Genomic DNA, 21,020 nt, shown 5'->3' with positions numbered 1-21,020 from the left:
ACAATTATTGTCGCGTTTTTTATTACATGCTTTGTGCGTAATTATACAACGCTTTTAAAATATGCAGATTTTTCTCGTTATCATCATTTTCATGAGCTAGATTTTCGAGGGTGATCATGAAATCTTGCCCACTGATCGACGGGCTGTCTTCACCATGCATTAGCTTGTTTTGGCAATATTGGCGCCAAGTGGCTAATTCATCTTGGCTAAGGGTGTGTGGCCAGTTTCGCGCACGGTATCTAAATAACAAAGTAGCAAACTTTTTATCATCAAAATCAAGCTGCATTGAGGCTAACTGCTCAGGGCTTGCATCACGTATCATAGCAAATTTTGCTTTATCAGCATGGCTGGTAAAACCATCATAAAGTTGATAGTCAGGGTTAGTGGTTTCGCCATAATCACGTTGTTCGTTAAACACTTCGGTTACTTTGTCGCGTAGCTCAGTGTTGGCTTTTAAAATAGCGAGATTTTGTAAGCATTTTTCGCGGTCAATACCTAAACGGGCTGCGTTCTCTGGTAACAAGGTTTTTGCTGGTGCGAGAATAGGGCACTTATTTAAATGCACGAGTTTTAAGCCTACCGGTGCTTCGTCTTCACCAAGGTCGCTGTGTTTTGTGTAAAGACGGGTGCGTAGCTCTTCAACAGACAAATCTAATAGAACTTGCGGATCTTCAGTTAAATTAAAGCAAATAATGGCGTTTTTATTGACTGGGTGAAAGCTCATTGGTGCAATCCAGCTGGTGCAGCCTTGGCTTGCTGGAATTCGTGATGAGGTGTGCACCAATGGTGTCATGTTAAACACATCAACTAAATCAGCCAGTGCTTTTTTAGAACGTAAGCTAAAGAAAAACTGATACAACTTAGGTTGTTTTTCTTTTATTAATTTTGCCAACGCTATGGTTGCCGTTACATCACTTAATGCATCGTGAGCGGCAGCGTGCTCAATGCCATTGGCAACGGTTAAATGCTCGAGCTTAAAGCTCGGCGTACCGTCTTCTTTAAGCGGCCATTCAATGCCTTCTGGGCGTAGTGCATAACAGGCACGCACTAAATCAATAATATCCCAGCGACTATTATTGTTTTTATATTCACGCTCGTATGGGTCATAAAAGTTACGGTATAAGCTGTAACGTGTGACTTCATCATCAAAACGGATACTGTTATAGCCCGCAACACAGGTATTAGGTTGGCTAAATTCAGCATGGATCTTTGCCATAAACTCAGCTTCAACTAAGCCTTTTTGCATCGCAACTTGCGGGGTAATACCCGTTATTAAACACGCTTCAGGGTGGGGCAAGTAATCGGCAGCTGGCTTGCAATACTCAATTAACGGCTCACCAATAATATTTAAATCGAGATCGGTACGAATACCTGCAAATTGACTTGGGCGGTCCTTTTGCGGGCTTGCGCCAAATGTTTCGTAGTCGTGCCAATAAATTGTTGGTTGCTGTTGTTCTGGATATGCCATGCATTAAACCTTGCTAAGCGTAGGACCGCTTTAACTTATTTTTTGAATTAACAGAATTATGGCATAGAGCCTAGCTAGTTTATAGAGCTAAACGGTTTGATGCTGTTCAGCGTACGTTTTGCATACACGCTTAGTATAAAAAATGGCCTATTGGTTTAATTTTATGCTTATATAGGGTCTAGTCGTTAGTTTTTACCCAAATTTGTATTTTAGTGGCTCGGTATTTGCTAACGAAAACTATCTTTAACAATGAAGGAACAAAAAAATGACTTTATCAGCTTTATTACTATCTACTTTAGCATTCGACGCAGCACCAGCTCCTAGCTTTGATACTACAAAACTTCAAGGCTCTGGTGGAATCGTAATTTTAGTACCGCCAAAAAAGAAAAACTTACAAGGCTCTGCTGGGATTGTGATCTTGGTACCAAAAAAGAAAGAAAACTAAGCACTTACAGAATAAAGCCAGCTCAAATGCTGGTTTTTTTTTATATATAGCATTATGCTTAGGCGTGTCTTTTTTAGGATACGCCATGCAATACCTTACAGATTTATACAATGAGTTTTTAGTCGCAACCTCTGCTCATAAAGTTTTTTCTACTCAAGTTATCATAGCGCTTTGTTATACAGTCGCACTGATACACTCATTCTACAGAGCATTCAAACATCGAGAACTGTTTAGCGACTTTTTGTCTATTGCCGTTGTTGCATCAAAATACTTAGTCACTTCTCTACTTATGGAAAAGGTTCTACTTTATATTTCTGAGGGAGGGAACGGCGCGTTTGCACAGAACATTTATCTTGCATTGTCGGGTTTCAATGTTTTGAGTATGGTTATCTTATATAAATTACATACAAAGCTTAGTTACACATTTGGGGAATTGTTTTTTTGTATAATAAAACTGACGATACTTTTAGCCATAGCGCATTTTATTTTGTGGTTTAAGCTTGTCGTATTGTTTATCCAAACTGAACACGCCTACATACACTACATGTATAGCTTTATTGTGCTCTACATTAGTATTGTCCTTGCTGTTGTAATGTTGTTTCCGGGTCTTTTGAAAACCAAATTAAAACTATTACTTAGTCCAAGTTGGCCGTTTGGAACAAATACTTAACATTAATTATTAGATGATTTTCAGTCTCATACTAGTATTTATAATGCTTTTTCCTGATGTATTACGGACCAAGTTTGGGTGTATAGTAACATTTAGTTTACCGAGGGATCGTAATGCTTGAACTAATTTACATAGCCATTGCCGTTTTAGCCATCTTGCTGATTGCAAGTACATGGTTGATTGCGCGCAAAAATATCTTTGAAGATCAAATCAGGTCTAAGTCTGTTGAGGTTGTTTGGTGCACGTTACAAGCCGAGCATGAAACAGATATCAGCAAAGCAATTAAACTATTTAATAAAGCTGAACAATTGAAGGGCGAAATTGCAACCTTAATGGACAATTCACCACACGCTGCACATTATAAATTAGCAGAACCGACTGGGTTTGATAGCGATAAAATAAAGGAGTTATCGCTTGGGGAGCTGCAGCGATACTACGATAAGCAAAACAACATATCTGACATTTACGAGAAAATGTACAAAGGTAAGAATTAGTAAAAAAGCCAGGTTATTTAACCTGGCTTTGTATTTTGAGCTCTTTTGCTATTTGTTTTAGCTGAATATCTGCAAGTTGGCTAAGTGCTTCTTGCGTTTGGTTTTCACCCTTAATTAACCCCGCCATTGATAGCTTTTTTATACTCTTGATAATACCGTTACTCACTGCTTCTAATACCGGCCCATCGAGTGTAGCTGTGGTTTGGTTATTACCATTAAGTAGTGAATCAAAGCTAACCTCAGAAGCTTTAGCCACTTTATCAATTAACTCATAAGGAACAGTTGCAAGCTCAATACTTTGCTCACAAAAGCCACGTTGTAATGATAAATGTTGCTCTAATTCTAAATTATTTCGCACCTGGCAAAGCGTACATAAGCGCATAAAAATATCACTTACATGCTGTTGCTCAGTGCTAAGCGTTTGATTGAACATAGCATGTCCTTGCACTGCTTTTTTATTTATATTAAACGACTTTTTAAAAAATCTCATGCATAAAGTGATCGTTAGCGAATCTTTTAACTCATATACAATGCTATTTGATGATACAAACCAATTCCTAGTAATACATTGAAAGGAAAGGTAATACCTAAAGAACATAACATGGCTAAGCCTATATCAGCATCAGGAATCGCTGCTTTAATAGCCGCTGGAGCAGCAATATAAGAGGCACTAGCAACTAGGCTTGCTAATATTACTACCGAGCCCAGTTCGAGTTGAAGGGCAGTACCAACACAGACGCCGATAGCACCCAATAGGTTAGGTGTTATAAGTGCAAATAATGCTAAACGCCAATGATGCCATGGAATAGGGCGCAGTGTTTGTGCGGCCATTAAACCCATTTCGAGCAAGAATAACGCTAATACAACTTTAAAGCTGTTTGTTAAAAGGCTAGTTACTTGGCTGCCTTGTTGTGTGCCGTACATCATGCCAATAATTACACCACCTACAAGCAGAATCACGCTTTTGTTAGTCAGTGTTTCATGCCATAGCGCTTTGAGTGATAGGTTTTGCCCAGACCCATTTCCCAGACGGCGGAATAGTAATAAACCAACGATGATGGCAGGTAACTCAAGCATTACTAAGTAAAGCGTGACTTCAGCACCCACATTAAGTGAGTTCGATTCGGCATATGCTAAAGCAACGGCGAATGTACCTGCACTTACAGAACCATAGTGTGCGGCAATACTTGCGCTATTAGCAACAGAGAGGTTTAGAAGTTTGTTTAAAACAGGGTAAAGCATTAAAGGTATTAAGCCGCCAAGCAGTAACACAGCGCCCATTTCGGGTAAGAGTTGCCAATGTAAATTGCCATGTAGCACCATGCCGCCTTTTAAGCCAATGGTGAGCATCAACAATAGGCTAAGGGTTTCATAGGTTGCTTGCGGAATTTTTAGGTCAGAGCGAAGTAATCCGGCTGTGAGTCCTAAAACAAAAAACATTACAACAATATCAGGCACTTTGTTCTCCTCTTGATTAAAAGCGCCGCTATTCTAGATAAAAATTCACATAGTAAATAATTAAATAAGTGATAGTATCTTATAGATAATTATCTATAGATTGGGTTTTATGGACTTAAGACATATTTCTTTTCGCTTACTAGAAGTGTTTATGTGTGTGGTAAAAACGCGCTCTATCAGTGAAACAGCAAGGCAGTTACACTTAACGCAACCAACGGTTTCGCAACAAATTAAACGCTTACAAGAAACAGTTAATGAGCCATTAGTGATGGTTAATCAGCAGCGAATACATGTTACAGAAGCGGGTTTTGCGTTGTTTCAAACATGTCAGCAGGTGTTTGGTCATTTTGATGATTATCAAGATTACTTAGCTGAGCTTAGAGGCGGTGAGCGCGGGCGCTGTAAAATAGCCATGGTTAACACCGCACAATATATTTTGCCTAAGTTACTTGGCCCGTATAGTAATTTACATCCGCATGTTGAATTGCCACTAGAGATTGGTAATCGTGCTGAGGTGCTTGCCCGGTTTGAAAGAGGCGAAGACGATATTTATGTATTTAGTCACCCCCCTTCGTTAGAACACGCAAAAGCGGGCCGGTTTTTACAAAATCCTTTGGTATTTATTGCTGCAAATAACCATAAGCTTGCAAGTAAAAGTCATGTAACTTTACATGATTTAGTGAGTGAACGTTTTTTACTTCGCGAGCCAGGTTCAGCTACGCGAATGCTGTTTGAGAGTGAACTGCAAAGCAGAGGTTTTGTCCTTAGCAACACAGTGCAAATGGCGAGTAACGAGGCTATTCGTGTTGCTGTTGGCTCAGGAATGGGGCTGGGGGTGGTTTCGCGCCATGTATTGCCACCTCACGATACGAGTTTTTGCATGCTAAATGTTGAAGATGTGAATTTGGCCAGCCATTGGTATTTTGTGGTGCGCACCGATCGCCATTTATCACATGCGGCGCGCAACTTTTTAAAATTTGCCCAACTGAACTTAGAGCAATGCTTAGATAAACAGTGGGTGACCAATGAGTTAAGTCAGCTAAATGAAAGTTTAAATTAAACTAACAAGCTGTCACGTTAAAATGCCATGGTCACAACCTGATTACGGCCATTTAATTTTGCTTTGTATAAACCCTTATCGGCCTCAGCGAGTAGCTCGTTAACATTATTGGTGCCTGATTTATGGGTGATAATACCGATACTGATAGACAGGTTTATTTCATGGTCATTGTGCACAAAGCTATCATTATGAATGGCTAAACGAATTCGCTCTGATAGGATTTCTCCCTGAGCTTGGCTAGTATTGGGTAGTATCACTGCAAACTCTTCACCGCCAATCCTAGCCACTAAATCGTGCTCACGTAGCTGGCTTTTAATCTTTTTAGCAACCCACTTAAGTGCTTCATCACCCGTTTCGTGGCCATGCTGATCATTAACTCTCTTGAAGAAATCGATATCTATCATCAAAGCGCAAAGTTTTGTTAGGTTGTTGTTTGCTTGTTCTAAATAATTGTTACTAACGCTAATAAACGCTCGACGATTCAATAAACCGGTTAGCGAATCACGATTAGCAAGGTCACTCAGTACTTGCTCATGCTCTAAGAACATCATTAATGGCCAGATCATGGCGGTTAGTGTGGTAATAACAATATGGCTTATGAGAATAACAGCTAATATTTGTTTCAAGTCTGTTTGCAACAAACCTAGGTAATCACTAAGTAGTAGTGAAAACTGGGTTACCATAATCAAAGCGTGAATGACGAAACACAACTTGAGTAATACTAAATGCATGATGCGTTTAACATGCAACTTCCTTAGCGCGAAAGCTGCATAGCTAAAACATGCTGCAATTATGGCTGTTGTAATTATCTGGTTAAATGGTGAATCATAAGAAAGGAGTAATATTACTGCAGCTGCAACTAACACATATGCACATTTATTTTGACATTTTTTGTCTGATTGACTGTAAGCATGAATACCTAGTATGGCTGCTAAGGGAGCTGAAATTATCAGTAAATCAGCTAGATAATGTGTAATTAGAGGAAGGTCGATAAAAATACGCAAAGAAGCTGCTATTTGTGCGCCTACAAATATGAGACACGAGCTACCCCAATATAAATAACTTGATTGTTGCCTTAGAAAATACAAAGACAATAAGAACGACCCAATAATCACATTCAATAAAATTGAGATGCTGATTATGGTGGGTAAATGCATCATGACTTTCCCTGACGAATCACTCGACTAAAACCTATTTAATTATTATGTATTAGTTGGGTATTAGCAACCCGTACATTGTAACTATAATTTTAAACTCTCTAATGCTGGTTTTAATGTTGGATAGTGAAACCGATAATTGTGACTAAGTAGTTTATTCGGGAGCACAAATTGACCATGAAGCAGAAGATCAGACATTTCTCCCATCATCAATTTTAAAACCCAACTTGGCATACGTAGCATGGCAGGTCGCGAAATCACATTTGCGAGTGTTTGACTAAATTCATTATTATCAACAGGGTTTGGCGCAGTGGCATTGACAGGCCCGTGTATCTCTTGATGTGAAAGCACAAAAAGGATGAGTTGGATCATGTCGTCAATGTGGATCCACGACATTCCTTGTTGGCCTTGGCCTAATGGACCGCCCAAGCCAAATTTAAAAGCAGGCAGCATTTTACCTAAAGCACCACCTTGCTTAGCTAATACGATACCTGTACGAAGTAAGCATACTCGAGTTTGGTCAGATTGTGCTTTCGTCGCTGCATGCTCCCAATCACGGCAAAGAACATGGCTAAATTCAGGATAAATATCATTAAAGCTTTCATCAATTGGCTGGTTTTCTTGGCGGCCATAAAAGCCAATCGCACTGCCAGAAATAAAGGTATGAGGAGGCGATTCACAGCGGCTAATTGCTTTAGATATCTGTAAAGTAAGATTAATCCGGCTATTCAGTAAAGTGCGTTTTTGCGACTCGCTCCAGCGCTTGTTGACGATGGGCTCTCCAGCTAGATTAATGACAGCGTCAACCTCTTCAAAGTTAACCTCATCGAGTGATTTAACAGTGTGTACTTGATGAGTCAGTATGACCGCGGCTTGAATAGGGTTGCGTGTTAGCACAGTAACCTTGTGGTGATTCAATAAAAAAGGGCACAAATGTCTACCAATGAGGCCTGTTCCACCTGTTAATAAAATATGCATAGTGCTGCCTTAATTAATATGTGTGTGTATTTTTTATACATAGTGATGGTGATTTTTGCAAATATATACGTATAAAGCAGTAATTTAGATTAGTCTTCTTGATTGTGGTTGTTGTAAATATGATAGCTATTTTTTAACTCATGTTTAGCGTGATACATTGCTTGGTCAGCTAATCTCAGCAATTCTTGGTGATCTAGGCTGTGATCTGGAGCAAGGGCTACCCCAATACTTAATGAAATATTTAATGTGAGCTGTTCAAGTACAAATGGGTTATCAAAACGTGCCAATAGATGCGTGATCATGGCATTAATGTGTCTGTATTTAGTGATATTATGTGTAATTATGACGAATTCATCTCCCCCATAACGATACACATCATCATCGGCTCTCACTGATGACGTAATCCGTTTTGCGGTTTCAATAAGAACTTGGTCACCAATTAAATGGCCGTATTCATCATTGAGTTGTTTAAATTTATTTATATCTATAAATATAACAGCCAGTTTATTGTCTTCAGAGCAAGTAGTAATGGCTTGCTTCAATGCAGGCTTTAACTCTGTGCGATTTAAAACACCTGTTAGATGATCATGACTAGCTTGAAAATTTAACTTACTCGTTCGCTCATAAACGATGTCACTCATGCGTGCAAAGCGTTTTAACAGATAGCCAATTTCATCATGGCTACTAATCGTCAACGTTTTTGGTTTTTCGCCTTTTTCTAGTTGATCAGTGTTTTGAATTAATAACTTAAGAGGTTTAAAAAGCTTTGCATTGATATAAAAAGCGCAAAAAACTAACAAGATGAGCATTAATGGTATTTGCAAAGTTACGAAGCGAGTTATAAATAGTCTGTTTTTTTGGTAGTCAGCATTTTGCTGTTCTAACTTGGCAAGTTCAGTATTTTGAAACAGTAAAATATGCTCGCGGATCTGGTCCATATACTTTTTACCCTCATTCGTTAACACAATCGCTTTAGCTTCTTCGAGGGCATATGGCGTGCCTTGCATTACAAGTGTGACAGTTAATGCTAACTCTGCTAATTTTTTGTCGACCATCTCATCAATTTTAGTAAGAGTGTCTTGTTGTTCGGGGTAATTTAGCGTTAGCTTATTGATAGTCAATAAATGTTGTTTAACTTGTTCAAGTGCTGTGTAGTAGGGTTCTAAATAATTGAGGTCTTGAGTTAATAAATAACCACGTTGCCCAGTTTCTGCGTTTGTTAATTGATTGTAGAGCTTTTCAGATTCATCGAGAACATCATGAGTATGGATCACCGCCTCAAGCTTAGCCTGACCTTGCTTATCTAATACATAGATAATGAAGGTATTGGCTACCACCACTAAAAAAATAGAGGAAAGTAGAAGGATAAATTTAGCTCTCAGCGACATTAAAATAGTAGTAGCCTAAAATTATTAGCTCTTAGTTGAAAAGTATTGACCAATCATCGAACTTTGCCAATTTATCAACAAAAAACGGCTGTTTTAATGCTATCTTATGATGTTTTTAATGAAATTTGGTTCTTTAGCCTGTTTTAAGTGTACGCTCAGTAATTTATTGATATGCTAACTTGAACTAGATGCAGTTTTAAGTGACAAGGAGTGACTGTGAACTTTCTGCGCCAATTCCACGATATAGTATCTAATCAAGAAATTGATTTTTCCGACAAAGTAATCAAGTTACTAGAATTTGGTTTAGAGGTATTTGATCTCGAATTTGCGATTGTGAGTCAAGTTGATGACAAGCTCTATACGGTCCTTCATGTGGTGGCGCCTGATAATGCAATCCCGGTTGGTACGCAATTCGATATGGAAGGTACCTACTGTGCTCACACCTTAAAAGCTAATAAAGCGCTTTCATTTCATAATGCCTCAAATAGTCGGATTGCACAGCACCCTTGTTATGTAAATTTTCAACTCGAATCTTACATTGGCGCGCCTATTTTTGTTGGCAAAAAGGTGTTCGGCACAGTTAACTTCTCAGCGCCTAACGTATCAAAACCTTTTAGTGAAGAGTCTCACGATTATGTAGAGTTATTTGCTCAGTGGTTAGGTAACGAAATAGCACGCAATGCTTCTTCAGAACGGTTAATAAAAAAGAACTATATGCTGGCGCAAGTTGAAGAGGTTGCTCGTATAGGGTCTTGGGAACTCGACTTGCTAGAAAATAAGCTGTACTGGAGCAAGCAAACTAAAGCAATCCATGAAGTCCCTTCAGATTATTCTCCAAACCTTGAAACGGCTATTGAATTTTATAAAGAAGGTGAAAGTCGTGATGCAATACAACAAGTAGTCCAAGAAGCAATTGAGCATGGTAAAGATTGGAATATTGAAATTCAGCTTATTACAGCGAAAGGGAATCCTGTATGGGTTTCAACGTATGGCGAAGCGGAATTTGAAAACGGGCAATGCGTTCGTTTAATAGGTACTTTTCAAGATGTAACGAAAGAGGTGCTACTTCGTGAGGAGCTTAAAAAGCAAAAAGCGGATGCTGTGCGAACTCTTGAAGACCGAAGTATCTTGCTGGCTAAGATTAGCCATGAACTGCGCACGCCGTTAAATGGCATTACAGGCATGCTAACGACTTTACTTTATGAAAAGTCAGAGCAAAAGCGAGAAGAAAAACTCAAAGTTGCCCTTCGCAGTGCAGATATCTTATTAAACATCATCAACGAAGTGCTCGACTTTTCTAAAATAAATCATGGTGAACTGAAATTAGAGCCTAGTCACTTTTTATTAAAAACAATTTTTGTTGATTTAGCGTCTTTGTACTTACCTTTATACCAAGAAAAGAATCTTAATTTTGACGTCGATATTGATATTAGTGAAGAGTGTTGGACTTACTGTGATAACACCCGACTCACTCAAATTGCGTCTAACTTACTGAGTAATGCCTTAAAGTTTACCGAGCAAGGCACTATTAAGTTATACGTATCTGCTAGGGTTCAAAATGACGATGTCACCTTAAATTTAAGAGTTTCTGATACGGGCATAGGCATGACAGAAACCTTTATGAAGTCACTGTTTTCACCATTTACCCAAGAGCTAAATAAGGACCGTAAAAAGGGGGGCACGGGTCTTGGCCTTGCAATAGTGAAGGAGCTTATTGATTATATGGGGGGCACAATAAAGGTTAGTAGTGAACATAAAAAAGGCAGTTGTTTTGATATTCAATTACCTCTAAAACTAGGACAGCCACAATCACATGATACGCTGCATGCCTCTGATATCGACTTTTCAGCCTTGCCTTTATCGATACTGGTTGTTGATGATAACCAAATTAACCGCTTTGTCTTAAAAGCACACCTAGAAAAGTTAGGCTTAACGGCCGATTATGCTTGCGATGGTATTGATGCGATAAATAAGTGCCAACAAAATAGCTATAACCTGATTTTTATGGATTGTGTCATGCCTGAAATGGATGGTATTGAAGCAACTCGTATTTTAAGAGATGAACAAATTTGCCCAACTGATAAAACTTATATCATTGCTCTAACAGCCAATACCTCTGCAGATGATAAAGCTGCTTGCAAGCAAGCTGGAATGGATTTGTTTGTTTCAAAGCCAGTTAAAAATACGGCTATTGAGCAAGCAATTGTGACAGCTAAAGAGCATTTTTTAATGTAAATAATTGTAGTTTGTGAATACTCGGCTTAGAAAAATAATTGCTGGCTAAATGAGTAGTTATTTTAGGCTATTTTCAAATTTAACCTATACTTTTAATGGGTTTAATATGTTGGAAATACTAAATGGGCTACTCAGATAACCGCCGAGACTTTTTAAAAACATTAGGTGTTGGTGCTATAGCATCAACAGTTGCCCTTAAAGCTCCCTATGTATTCGCTAAGAATACTCCCACAATTAGGGTAATGGGCACACATGTTACTTTGCAAGAAGAGCTCAGACAAAAAGCCATGCTTGAGCTGGGTATTAATATTGAATTTACCCCAATGGGCAGTGCTGCAGTGCTGCAAAAAGCTGCGGCAGATCCAAGCAGTTTTGACTTATATGAGCAATGGTCAGATTCAATTAATATTCTTTGGCAAGCAGGTGCTATTCAACCTATCGAAACAGAGCGATTAACCTATTGGCATGAAATCAATCCACTTTCTAAAACAGGTAAAATCGTACCTGATGCCAAGTTAGGTGCTGGCGATTCTCCGAACAAAATTCTGTATGTACAGCCAGATGGCACGCTTGCAACTAAACCAACTAATTCGATTAGTTTCTTGCCCTACGTGCATAATGTCGACTCGTTTGGTTACAACACTCAGTTCATAGAAAAGGGGACTCCTTACCAAACCGAGTCTTGGTCTTGGCTACTCGATGAAAAGAATAAAGGCAAAGTCGCCCTTGTTAATGCACCAACAATCGGTATTTTTGATGCAGCCTTAGCTGCCGAGGCGCAGGGACTGATGACCTTTAAAGATATGGGCAACATGAGCATTAGCGAAATTGATCAGTTGTTTGCAATTTTGCTGCAAAAGAAAAGGCAAGGTCACTTTGCTGGCTTTTGGACTTCGGTGCCGCAGTCGGTCGACTTTATGAAAATGAAACGCGTAACTATTCAAAGTATGTTTTCGCCCGGTGTCAGTGCCTGCAAAGGGCAAGGTATCCCGGTTGTTTATGCTTCACCGAAAGAAGGTTATCGCGCTTGGCATGGAGTAATGTGCTTATCTGCTAATGCACAAGGTCATGTTAAAGATGCTGCTTATGAATACATGAATTGGTGGCTTTCTGGTTATCCAGGTGCATTTATCGCTAGACAAGGGTATTACATTTCTAATCCTGAGCGGAGTCAGCCTCTCATGTCAAAACCAGAGTGGCAATATTGGTATGAAGGCCAAGAAGCATCCATCGATTTACGTGGAACAGACGGCAAAATATCTGTGCAAGCGGGTCAAGTACGTGATGGAGGTAGCTATATCAAACGCTTTTCGAACATAGCAGTGTGGAATACGGTTATGCCGAATTATGATTATAGTTTAGATAAATGGTATGAATTATTGAACTCATAAGGGGCCGCTTTGATAACCATTTTTTCTAGGTCATTAGCCGCGAAGGTTTTATTAGCATTGACGCTGGTTCTGCTTGCTATGGGGGCGAGTTATTTCGTTCTGAACAAGCGATTACATAGCATTGAAGCCTCTTTTAACGATATAAGCCGTATTAGTAATTATGCCGTTGGTATACTTCGTATAAATAAAGATATAGTTGAAATGCAGCGAGATATTTCGGTTTATGGGTTTTCTGGTAGCAAAACCGTATTTAGCAAAATCATAGAGAATTTCGAAAGCATAAAAACACGGTTAGAAAGCGTTGATTTAACAAGCGATGAGCTTCAAAGCCAAGTTTACCTCAATTCGATGGCGCAACTTATAAGTAGATATGGCGACAATTTAGAAGTACTTGCAAAGCGCTATGAAATCAAAACGCAGCTCGCTGACGATAAACTTCCGGGAATATATTTAGAGGCTATTAATCTTTTAGATAGCCTCAAATTAAATGCGGCTTCAAGCGAAGAGAAGCTTGTGATCACAGAGCAACTTAATGTATGGCATGGATTACATCGCGACGCCTCATTGTTTCTTGCTAAAAAAGATTACTCTAAAAGAGCAGCAGTTAACCAAGCATTAAGAGTGCTATCTATCAGTGGGCAATCAAATTCTAAATTTACAAAAAGCAGTCAGCTTGCAAAAACATACCAACAGGCATTTTCTAGGGCAGTACAAGCCAATCGAAACTATTTAAGTTTAGTAAATGTTGTCATGGCTGGCGATGCGATAGAATTTAGTACTCTTGCAGATAAATTACGTGAAGAATCTTTAGCTCGTTTGCAGATGATTAAAAGAAAAGCGCAAGATACTGTAATTAAGACAGATCAGACTCTTCGAGTGCTTGCTATTGGCGTACTTATTTATATTATGGCCTTAGCAGCATTTTTCCATCTACAAATAACCCATGCAATAAAACGCTTAACGGTCAGTTTTCAACACTTTTTGGGTGGCAACTTATCGGCGCCTATTAATGATTTAACACGTAAAGACGAAATAGGTGTTCTAGCCAAGGCTGCAGATAGATTTCGGGTGCTCAGTCAAGATTTAACTCAGGCGAAGAAAACAGCCGAGCATACAACTAAAGTGAAATCAGAATTTTTGGCAAATATGAGCCATGAAATTAGAACTCCCATGAATGGCATACTAGGAATGGCGCGGCAGTTGAGTCGCACTAGTTTGTCTCATGAACAAATGAAGATGCTAAATATTATACAATCTTCAGGGGCAGGTTTATTGGTAATCATCAACGACATTTTAGATATAAGTAAGATCGAAGCGTCTAAAATTGAGCTAGAGTCTGTGCCTATACATTTAAATTCGCTACTAGATGAGCTACAACATTTATTTAAAGAGCAAGCCCAAAGTAAGCATATCAAGTTGAATATTTCTGTTGCTGAGGAGTATCAACATTGTGTTTTCTTTGCTGATGAAGCCCGCCTAAAACAAGTGTTGATAAACCTTATGGGGAATGCAATTAAATTCACCGAAAAAGGTAGTGTGACGCTAAACGTAAAAATTAATGAGCTAGGCGGTGATGATCTGAGCATCAAATTTAGTGTGATTGATACAGGAATAGGTATAGCAAAAGAAAATCTCGGTAAGCTATTTGAAGCGTTTTCTCAAGCGGATACCTCAATTACACGGCGCTTTGGTGGTACAGGGCTCGGCCTTGCTATCTCAAGTAAATTACTAAATTTGATGAATGCTCCTTTGCAGGTAGAAAGTGATCTAGGGCAGGGTTCTTGCTTTTATTTTGAGTTAAAAACAACACAGGTTATTGAGCACTCTGAGTTTGAAACCGAAATTCAGCAAGAAAGCGAAGAGGAACAAGTCGACTTTTCATCACTACATGTACTTGTAGTCGAAGACAATGATATTAATCAGGTTGTTATCGAAGCTATGTTAAATGAGTTTGGTATAAGCTCAATAAAAATAGCAGGGGATGGCGAGCAGGCTGTTGCGCTATGTAAGGAACATATTGGGGAAAATAATCTGCATAACAGCTTTGATATTATATTTATGGATATGCAGATGCCTGTACTTGATGGCCCGCAAGCAACAATACGCATAAGAGAAATGCCAGAGTATAAAGCTACCCCTATTATTGCCTTAACGGCCAATGTGCTTGAAACAGATAAGCAACGATGTTTTGCCGCAGGAATGAATGATTTTGTTGCCAAGCCGATTGACTACCAATGTGTTAAAACGGCTTTACTAAAGTGGTCTAAAAGTGAAGTGAACGCTACGAGTGACTGCTAAAAATTGATTGTGAGTCGCTAAAATAAAAAGAGTTACCTCTGGTGGTAAACACACACTGAGGTAACTCTCTTATAGCTAATTAATTAGGTTTAAATGAATTAAACCAGTTTAGCTAGGATGTCATTAAATGTTGAGCTTGGACGCATTGCTTTGAATGCTAACTCATCATTTGGTTGGAAGTAACCGCCAACACTCATTGCTGGACCTTGTGCATCGTTTAATTCAGAAACGATTTGGTCTTTTTGAGACTCAAGATTAGCAGCGATTTGTGTGAACTGTGCTTTTAATTCCGCATCATCATTTTGTGCAGCAAGTTCTTGTGCCCAGAATAAAGAAAGGAAGAAGTGCGAACCACGGTTATCAATCTCTTTCACTTTACGTGAAGGTGATTTGTTTTCAGCTAGGAAAGTACCAGTTGCTTTATCAAGTGTATCAGCAAGAACTTGTGCTTTCTTATTACCAGTATTAACTGCTAAGTGCTCTAAAGAAGCCGCTAGCGCTAAGAACTCACCTAATGAATCCCAACGTAAGTGGTTTTCTTTTTCGAACTGTTGAACGTGCTTAGGCGCTGAACCACCTGCACCTGTTTCGAATAAGCCACCACCATTCATAAGTGGTACGATTGAAAGCATTTTAGCACTTGTACCAAGCTCAAGAATTGGGAATAAGTCAGTTAGGTAGTCACGTAATACGTTACCAGTTACTGAAATAGTGTCTTTACCTTCTTTGATACGCTCTAATGAGAACTTAGTCGCTTCAATTGGTGCTAAGATGTGGATCTCAAGACCATCAGTATCATGTTGTGGTAAATACGCGTTTACTTTTTTGATTAGCTCAGCATCGTGTGCACGGTTTTCGTCTAACCAGAAAACTGCTGGCGTGTTAGTTGCGCGAGCGCGATTAACAGCAAGTTTAACCCAATCTTGGATTGGTGCGTCTTTCACCTGACACATACGCCAGATATCACCTTGCTCAACAGCATGCTCAAGTAAAGTTGTACCAGCTGTGTCAACTACACGGATTGTACCAGCAGCAGCTACTTCAAACGTTTTGTCGTGTGAACCGTACTCTTCAGCTTTTTGAGCCATAAGACCAACGTTAGGTACGCTACCCATAGTTGTTGGATCGAATGCACCATTTTCTTTACAGAAATCGATAGTTGCTTGGTAAACACCTGAGTAACAACGATCTGGAATTACAAAGCTCGTGTCTTGTAATTTACCTTCGCTATTCCACATTTGACCGCTAGAACGGATTGCAGCAGGCATTGATGCATCGATGATTACATCACTTGGTACGTGAAGGTTAGTGATACCACGGTCAGAATCAACCATTGCAATAGCAGGGTTGTTGTCGTATACCGCTTGGATATCAGCTTCGATTTCAGCTTTCTTAGCTGCATCTAGGCTTTCGATTTTTGAGAATACATCACCAAAGCCGTTGTTTACGTCAACATCTAGTTCTTTGAAAAGATCAGCGTGTTTTGTGAATACGTCTTTGAAGAACACTTTTACAGCGTGACCGAAGATAATTGGGTCAGACACTTTCATCATAGTTGCTTTCATGTGTAATGAGAACAACACGCCTTTGTCTTTTGCTGCTTGAATTTCTTTTGCAAGGAAAGCTTGAAGCTTTGCAGCACTCATGCGAGACGCGTCAATTACTTCACCCGCTAGTAATGGTGTGCTTGCTTTAAGAACTGTAATGTCACCATTTTCAGCAACATGCTCGATACGTACGTCAGTTGCTTCTGCAACAGTTACTGATTGCTCAGAACCGAAGAAGTCACCTTCTTCCATGCTAGCAACGTAAGACTGAGAATCTTTGCTCCATGCACCCATTGAGTGTGGATTGTTACGTGCGTACTCTTTTACTGAACCTGGAGCACGACGGTCTGAGTTACCTTCACGAAGTACCGGGTTTACAGCAGAACCTTTGATTTTGTCGTAAGTTGCTTTAACTTTCTTTTCTTCATCAGTATTTGGCTCTGAAGGGTAGTCAGGTAATGCGTAACCTTTTTCTTGTAACTCTTTGATTACTGCACGTAGCTGAGGGATAGAAGCACTGATATTAGGTAACTTGATAATGTTAGCTTCAGGTGTTTTAGCCATTTCACCTAACTCTGCAAGTGCATCATCAATACGTTGATCTTCAGTTAAGTACTCAGGGAAGTTTGCAATTACACGGCCCGCTAATGAAATATCGCGAGTTTCAACTTCAACACCCGCAGCGTTTGTATACGCTTGGATGATTGGTAACAATGAATACGTCGCAAGAGCTGGCGCTTCATCTGTTTTAGTATAGATAATTTTTGATGTCATCATCATTCCTAGATAGTTGGCGTAATGTTTGGTAATGACTGCTAGCAGTAACCCTTAATTAGCCATATTCAACAATGCAATAGATAGCCTTGAATTACCAAGCTTAAGTGCTTTGATAAAACAACAGCAAGCAGTCTGTTAGCTGTTGTAACTCAATACATAGTATTAAAATAACCACAGCTGACAGACTGTAAAATTCTTATAGCTCAAATAAGCAAATTATGAAATTAGCCAAAAGCCTTACGTCAAAATGACGAAAAAGCTAAATTTAAGCAACAAGAGTGTAACAAGCTTGGCTCTAAAGGGCTAATAACAATTAAACAATTGGGGTAAAGAAATGGAATTTCAAGGGAAGTGATAGATATATTTAAATGAGAAGAGTAAGCGAGGATCTTAACAAGGTCGCTCGCTTGATACTCGAATAGGTATTACCTAAGAGATTTCATCGTTAGGCGCAATATTCGTTGCGTGTAACCCTTTTGGACCTTGTTGCAATTCGAATGTTACATCTTGACCAGCTTTAAGTGTTTTATAACCGTCCATTACAATCGTTGAGTAATGAGCGAATATATCAGTCTCGCTGCCGTCTTCTACGATGAAGCCAAAACCTTTGGCATTGTTGAACCATTTGACTTTTCCACAAGCCATACTTCTACATCCTTCTATAAGTTGACTAATTTAGTTATTCTAAACCGTGTAATTTGCTAGACTGACTAATGATTAATCAATCTATATTTGACTGTAGTTTATTTAGCCAGTCAGTCAAGTGTTTTAGACTATTTTTTAACAATTTATTTATTTTTTTATTCAAGTTTGCTTGAGTTCTAAAGACAAGACTATATTTAATTATGAGTGGCATGAAAGATTCTGGTGTTATTGAAACAGTTCGCGACAGTGAAAAGCAAAAATTGCAACCACCGCGAAAATATAAAGTCATTTTAAATAATGATGATTACACGCCTATGGACTTTGTGATAGAAGTACTAATGACGTTTTTTAATATGGATAGCGATAGAGCAACAGATGTGATGCTTCAAGTTCATCATAACGGTAAAGCAATTTGCGGTGTTTACAGCGCCGATGTAGCTCATACCAAAGCTGAACAAGTTAATCGTTACGCACGAGACAACGAGCATCCACTGCTATGTAGTTGTGAGCAGGAATAAATACCAAGGTAGGGTGAACCAATTAGCCCGTCACAACGGTATATAAATATTATCTCAGTAAGGGGTTGCCAATGCTAAACAAAGACTTAGAACTAACCTTGAATGCGGCGTTTCGCGAAGCGAGAACACGCCGTCATGAATTTATGACCGTCGAGCATCTTTTACTTGCACTGCTCGATAACCCTTCTGCTGGAGAAGCGCTAAACGCCTGCGGCGTTGATATGGGCGCATTAAAAGTCGAATTATCGGATTTTATTGACGAAACAACGCCGGTTATTCCTGATCTTGAGGAAGACAGAGAAACGCAACCGACGTTAGGTTTTCAGCGCGTTTTGCAGCGCGCTGTATTTCATGTGCAATCATCAGGCAAAAACGAAGTAACTGGCGTTAATGTGCTAGTGGCAATTTTTTCTGAGCAAGAAAGCCAAGCTGTTTATTTACTTAAAAAATCAGATGTTAACCGTTTAGATATTGTTAACTTCATTTCGCATGGCATTTCTAAAACAGATGATGATATCGGCGGTGAAGACCACGATGACATTCATGAAGAAGTACAAGAAGTGCAAGGCGAAGAGCCGACTAAGCTTGAAAACTTTACGACTAACCTGAATCAACAGGCAATTGATGGCAATATTGATCCATTAGTGGGTCGCGACAACGAGGTTGAACGCACTGTACAAGTGTTATGTCGTCGTAAGAAGAACAACCCGCTCTTGGTTGGTGAAGCTGGGGTGGGTAAAACAGCCATTGCTGAAGGCCTAGCTTATCGTATTGTAAATAAAGAAGTGCCTGAAGTGATTGCCGATGCAATTGTTTACTCACTAGACATGGGCGCATTATTAGCGGGTACCAAATACCGTGGTGATTTTGAAAAACGTTTCAAATCGCTGCTTAAAGAGTTACAAGCTAAACCAGGTTCAATTTTATTTATTGATGAAATTCATACCATCATTGGTGCCGGTGCAGCATCGGGTGGTGTAATGGATGCATCGAACCTAATTAAACCGCTACTTTCGAGTGGTAAGCTGCGCTGCATGGGCTCAACTACTTATAACGAGTTCAAGAATATCTTTGAAAAAGATCGTGCGTTAGTGCGTCGTTTCCAAAAAATTGATGTGCTTGAACCAAGTGTGGCTGATACCACGAAAATTCTTAACGGTTTAAAAGAGCGTTACGAAGAGCATCATGGTATTCGTTATACACAAAAGGCATTGAAAGCAGCTGCAGAACTTAGTGCTAAATACATTAATGAACGTCATTTACCAGACAAGGCTATTGATGTTATTGATGAAGCCGGTGCTAATCAGCGTTTACAGCCTGTTTCTAAACGTAAGAAAACCATTGGTGTGGCTGATATCGAGCTCATTGTATCTAAAATGGCGCGTATTCCTCAGCAAAGCGTTTCTTCTAGCGATAAAGAGACACTTAAAAACCTTGACCGTAACTTGAAGATGCTGGTGTTTGGTCAAGACCAATCAATCGATGCGTTGACTTCAGCAATTCGTTTATCGCGCTCAGGCCTTGCTAACGAAGATAAACCAGTGGGTTCGTTCTTATTTGCAGGCCCAACAGGGGTTGGTAAAACAGAAGTCACTAAGCAGCTTGCTAAGTGTATGGGTGTTGAGTTTATTCGTTTTGATATGTCTGAATATGTTGAACGTCATGCGGTTAGCCGTCTAATTGGTGCACCTCCTGGCTATGTAGGTTTTGAGCAAGGTGGTTTATTAACTGAAGCGGTAATTAAAAACCCGCATGCAGTTGTGCTACTGGACGAAATTGAAAAAGCACATTCAGATATTTACAACATTCTGTTGCAAGTAATGGATCACGGTACGCTTACTGATAACAACGGTCGTAAAGCAGATTTCAGAAATGTTGTATTGGTGATGACTACGAATGCGGGTGTTCAAGAGACTGTTCGTAAGTCTATAGGCTTTACTGAACAAGACCATTCTCATGATGCGATGAGCGAAATCAATAAAGTGTTTTCACCTGAATTTAGAAACCGCTTAGATAATATCATTTGGTTTAATCACCTTGAGAAAGAAATTATCTTACAAGTGGTTGATAAGTTCATTGTTGAGTTACAAGCGCAACTTGATAAGAAGTCGGTTAACCTTGAACTTACATCCAAAGCAAGAGAGTGGTTGGCAGATAAAGGCTACGATAAAGCGATGGGTGCACGCCCGATGGCGCGTGTTATCCAAGATGAGCTTAAAAAGCCGCTGGCAAATGCAATCTTGTTTGGTGAACTAGCCGATGGTGGTTCAGTTAAGGTATCGGTTAAAGACAAGAAAATCCATTTTGACTTTGAAGATAGCCTAGAAACTGCTTAAGTTGTTTTTAGCTGAAAACAAAAAGCCCAGCAATTGCTGGGCTTTTTGTTTATTAAATGGAATTAAAACTAAGTTAGTTTTAACACCATTTAACAAACGCTTTTAGCTCTTTGTAATAAACACACCTGCTCATTCAAAGCAGCAAAAAGCTAAAT

17 protein-coding genes are annotated in these 21,020 nt (G+C 39.3%); 9 read left to right on the top strand and 8 right to left on the bottom strand.

Annotated features, from left to right (window positions below):
- Window positions 1-22: 22 nt before the first annotated feature.
- A complete protein-coding gene (sbcB, locus tag AUR67_RS10210; protein WP_058585199.1) occupies window positions 23-1,468 on the bottom strand; it encodes an exodeoxyribonuclease I in 1,446 nt (481 codons plus the stop codon).
- 265 nt (window positions 1,469-1,733) lie between these two features.
- On the opposite strand from sbcB, the gene AUR67_RS10205 reads away from it, so the two are divergent.
- From AUR67_RS10205 to AUR67_RS10195, 3 genes are all read left to right on the top strand, one after another.
- The gene (locus tag AUR67_RS10205; RefSeq protein WP_054551482.1) at window positions 1,734-1,913 is read left to right on the top strand and encodes a hypothetical protein; all 180 of its coding nucleotides are present in this window, start codon (window positions 1,734-1,736) and stop codon (window positions 1,911-1,913) included.
- 85 nt (window positions 1,914-1,998) lie between these two features.
- Window positions 1,999-2,583, top strand: coding sequence for a hypothetical protein (locus AUR67_RS10200; RefSeq protein ID WP_058585198.1), 585 nt, complete (start codon window positions 1,999-2,001; stop codon window positions 2,581-2,583).
- A 113-nt stretch (window positions 2,584-2,696) separates the two neighbouring features.
- Window positions 2,697-3,077, top strand: a complete 381-nt coding sequence (locus AUR67_RS10195; protein ID WP_058585197.1) for a hypothetical protein — start codon at window positions 2,697-2,699, stop codon at window positions 3,075-3,077.
- Window positions 3,078-3,090: 13 nt separating this feature from the next.
- On the opposite strand, the gene AUR67_RS10190 is transcribed toward AUR67_RS10195, so the two are convergent.
- Together AUR67_RS10190 and AUR67_RS10185 are read right to left on the bottom strand one after the other, a co-directional pair.
- The gene (locus AUR67_RS10190; protein ID WP_058585196.1) at window positions 3,091-3,510 is read right to left on the bottom strand and encodes a hypothetical protein; all 420 of its coding nucleotides are present in this window, start codon (window positions 3,508-3,510) and stop codon (window positions 3,091-3,093) included.
- An 83-nt stretch (window positions 3,511-3,593) separates the two neighbouring features.
- Entirely contained in the window at window positions 3,594-4,535 is a 942-nt protein-coding gene (locus AUR67_RS10185; RefSeq protein WP_058585195.1) for a sodium-dependent bicarbonate transport family permease, read from the bottom strand.
- A 109-nt stretch (window positions 4,536-4,644) separates the two neighbouring features.
- Here AUR67_RS10185 and AUR67_RS10180 point away from each other — a divergent pair, with 109 nt between their 5' ends.
- Window positions 4,645-5,595 (top strand): LysR family transcriptional regulator, encoded by a 951-nt coding sequence (locus tag AUR67_RS10180; protein ID WP_054561674.1) that lies wholly within the window; start codon window positions 4,645-4,647, stop codon window positions 5,593-5,595.
- 17 nt (window positions 5,596-5,612) lie between these two features.
- On the opposite strand, the gene AUR67_RS21185 is transcribed toward AUR67_RS10180, so the two are convergent.
- The 3 genes from AUR67_RS21185 to AUR67_RS10165 form a co-directional block, all read right to left on the bottom strand.
- Entirely contained in the window at window positions 5,613-6,278 is a 666-nt protein-coding gene (locus AUR67_RS21185) for a GGDEF domain-containing protein (RefSeq protein ID WP_161805746.1), read from the bottom strand.
- A gap of 558 nt (window positions 6,279-6,836) precedes the next feature.
- Entirely contained in the window at window positions 6,837-7,730 is an 894-nt protein-coding gene (locus AUR67_RS10170) for a TIGR01777 family oxidoreductase (protein WP_058585193.1), read from the bottom strand.
- An 89-nt stretch (window positions 7,731-7,819) separates the two neighbouring features.
- Window positions 7,820-9,118, bottom strand: coding sequence for a diguanylate cyclase domain-containing protein (locus AUR67_RS10165; protein ID WP_058585192.1), 1,299 nt, complete (start codon window positions 9,116-9,118; stop codon window positions 7,820-7,822).
- Between the two features lie 216 nt (window positions 9,119-9,334).
- On the opposite strand from AUR67_RS10165, the gene AUR67_RS10160 reads away from it, so the two are divergent.
- From AUR67_RS10160 to AUR67_RS10150, 3 genes are all read left to right on the top strand, one after another.
- Window positions 9,335-11,353, top strand: coding sequence for an ATP-binding protein (locus AUR67_RS10160; protein WP_058585191.1), 2,019 nt, complete (start codon window positions 9,335-9,337; stop codon window positions 11,351-11,353).
- A gap of 122 nt (window positions 11,354-11,475) precedes the next feature.
- A complete protein-coding gene (locus AUR67_RS10155) occupies window positions 11,476-12,744 on the top strand; it encodes an ABC transporter substrate-binding protein (protein WP_058585190.1) in 1,269 nt (422 codons plus the stop codon).
- A 9-nt stretch (window positions 12,745-12,753) separates the two neighbouring features.
- Entirely contained in the window at window positions 12,754-15,042 is a 2,289-nt protein-coding gene (locus AUR67_RS10150; protein ID WP_152996517.1) for an ATP-binding protein, read from the top strand.
- Between the two features lie 98 nt (window positions 15,043-15,140).
- Here AUR67_RS10150 and AUR67_RS10145 read toward each other — a convergent pair whose 3' ends face one another.
- Both AUR67_RS10145 and cspD read right to left on the bottom strand, forming a co-directional pair.
- On the bottom strand, window positions 15,141-17,363 hold the full coding sequence (locus AUR67_RS10145; protein WP_058585188.1) for an NADP-dependent isocitrate dehydrogenase: 2,223 nt from the start codon (window positions 17,361-17,363) through the stop codon (window positions 15,141-15,143).
- Between the two features lie 432 nt (window positions 17,364-17,795).
- Entirely contained in the window at window positions 17,796-18,011 is a 216-nt protein-coding gene (cspD, locus tag AUR67_RS10140; RefSeq protein WP_036968098.1) for a cold shock domain-containing protein CspD, read from the bottom strand.
- A gap of 209 nt (window positions 18,012-18,220) precedes the next feature.
- Here cspD and clpS point away from each other — a divergent pair, with 209 nt between their 5' ends.
- Window positions 18,221-18,529, top strand: coding sequence for an ATP-dependent Clp protease adapter ClpS (clpS, locus tag AUR67_RS10135; RefSeq protein ID WP_161804337.1), 309 nt, complete (start codon window positions 18,221-18,223; stop codon window positions 18,527-18,529).
- A gap of 71 nt (window positions 18,530-18,600) precedes the next feature.
- Window positions 18,601-20,865, top strand: a complete 2,265-nt coding sequence (gene clpA, locus AUR67_RS10130) for an ATP-dependent Clp protease ATP-binding subunit ClpA (protein ID WP_058585187.1) — start codon at window positions 18,601-18,603, stop codon at window positions 20,863-20,865.
- Window positions 20,866-21,020: the final 155 nt, after the last annotated feature.

It is taken from the genome of Pseudoalteromonas sp. XI10, assembly GCF_001469895.1.
GTDB lineage: Bacteria > Pseudomonadota > Gammaproteobacteria > Enterobacterales > Alteromonadaceae > Pseudoalteromonas.
The sequence above is the reverse complement of the archived record's forward strand: the minus strand, read 5'-3'. Positions and strand labels throughout refer to the sequence as shown.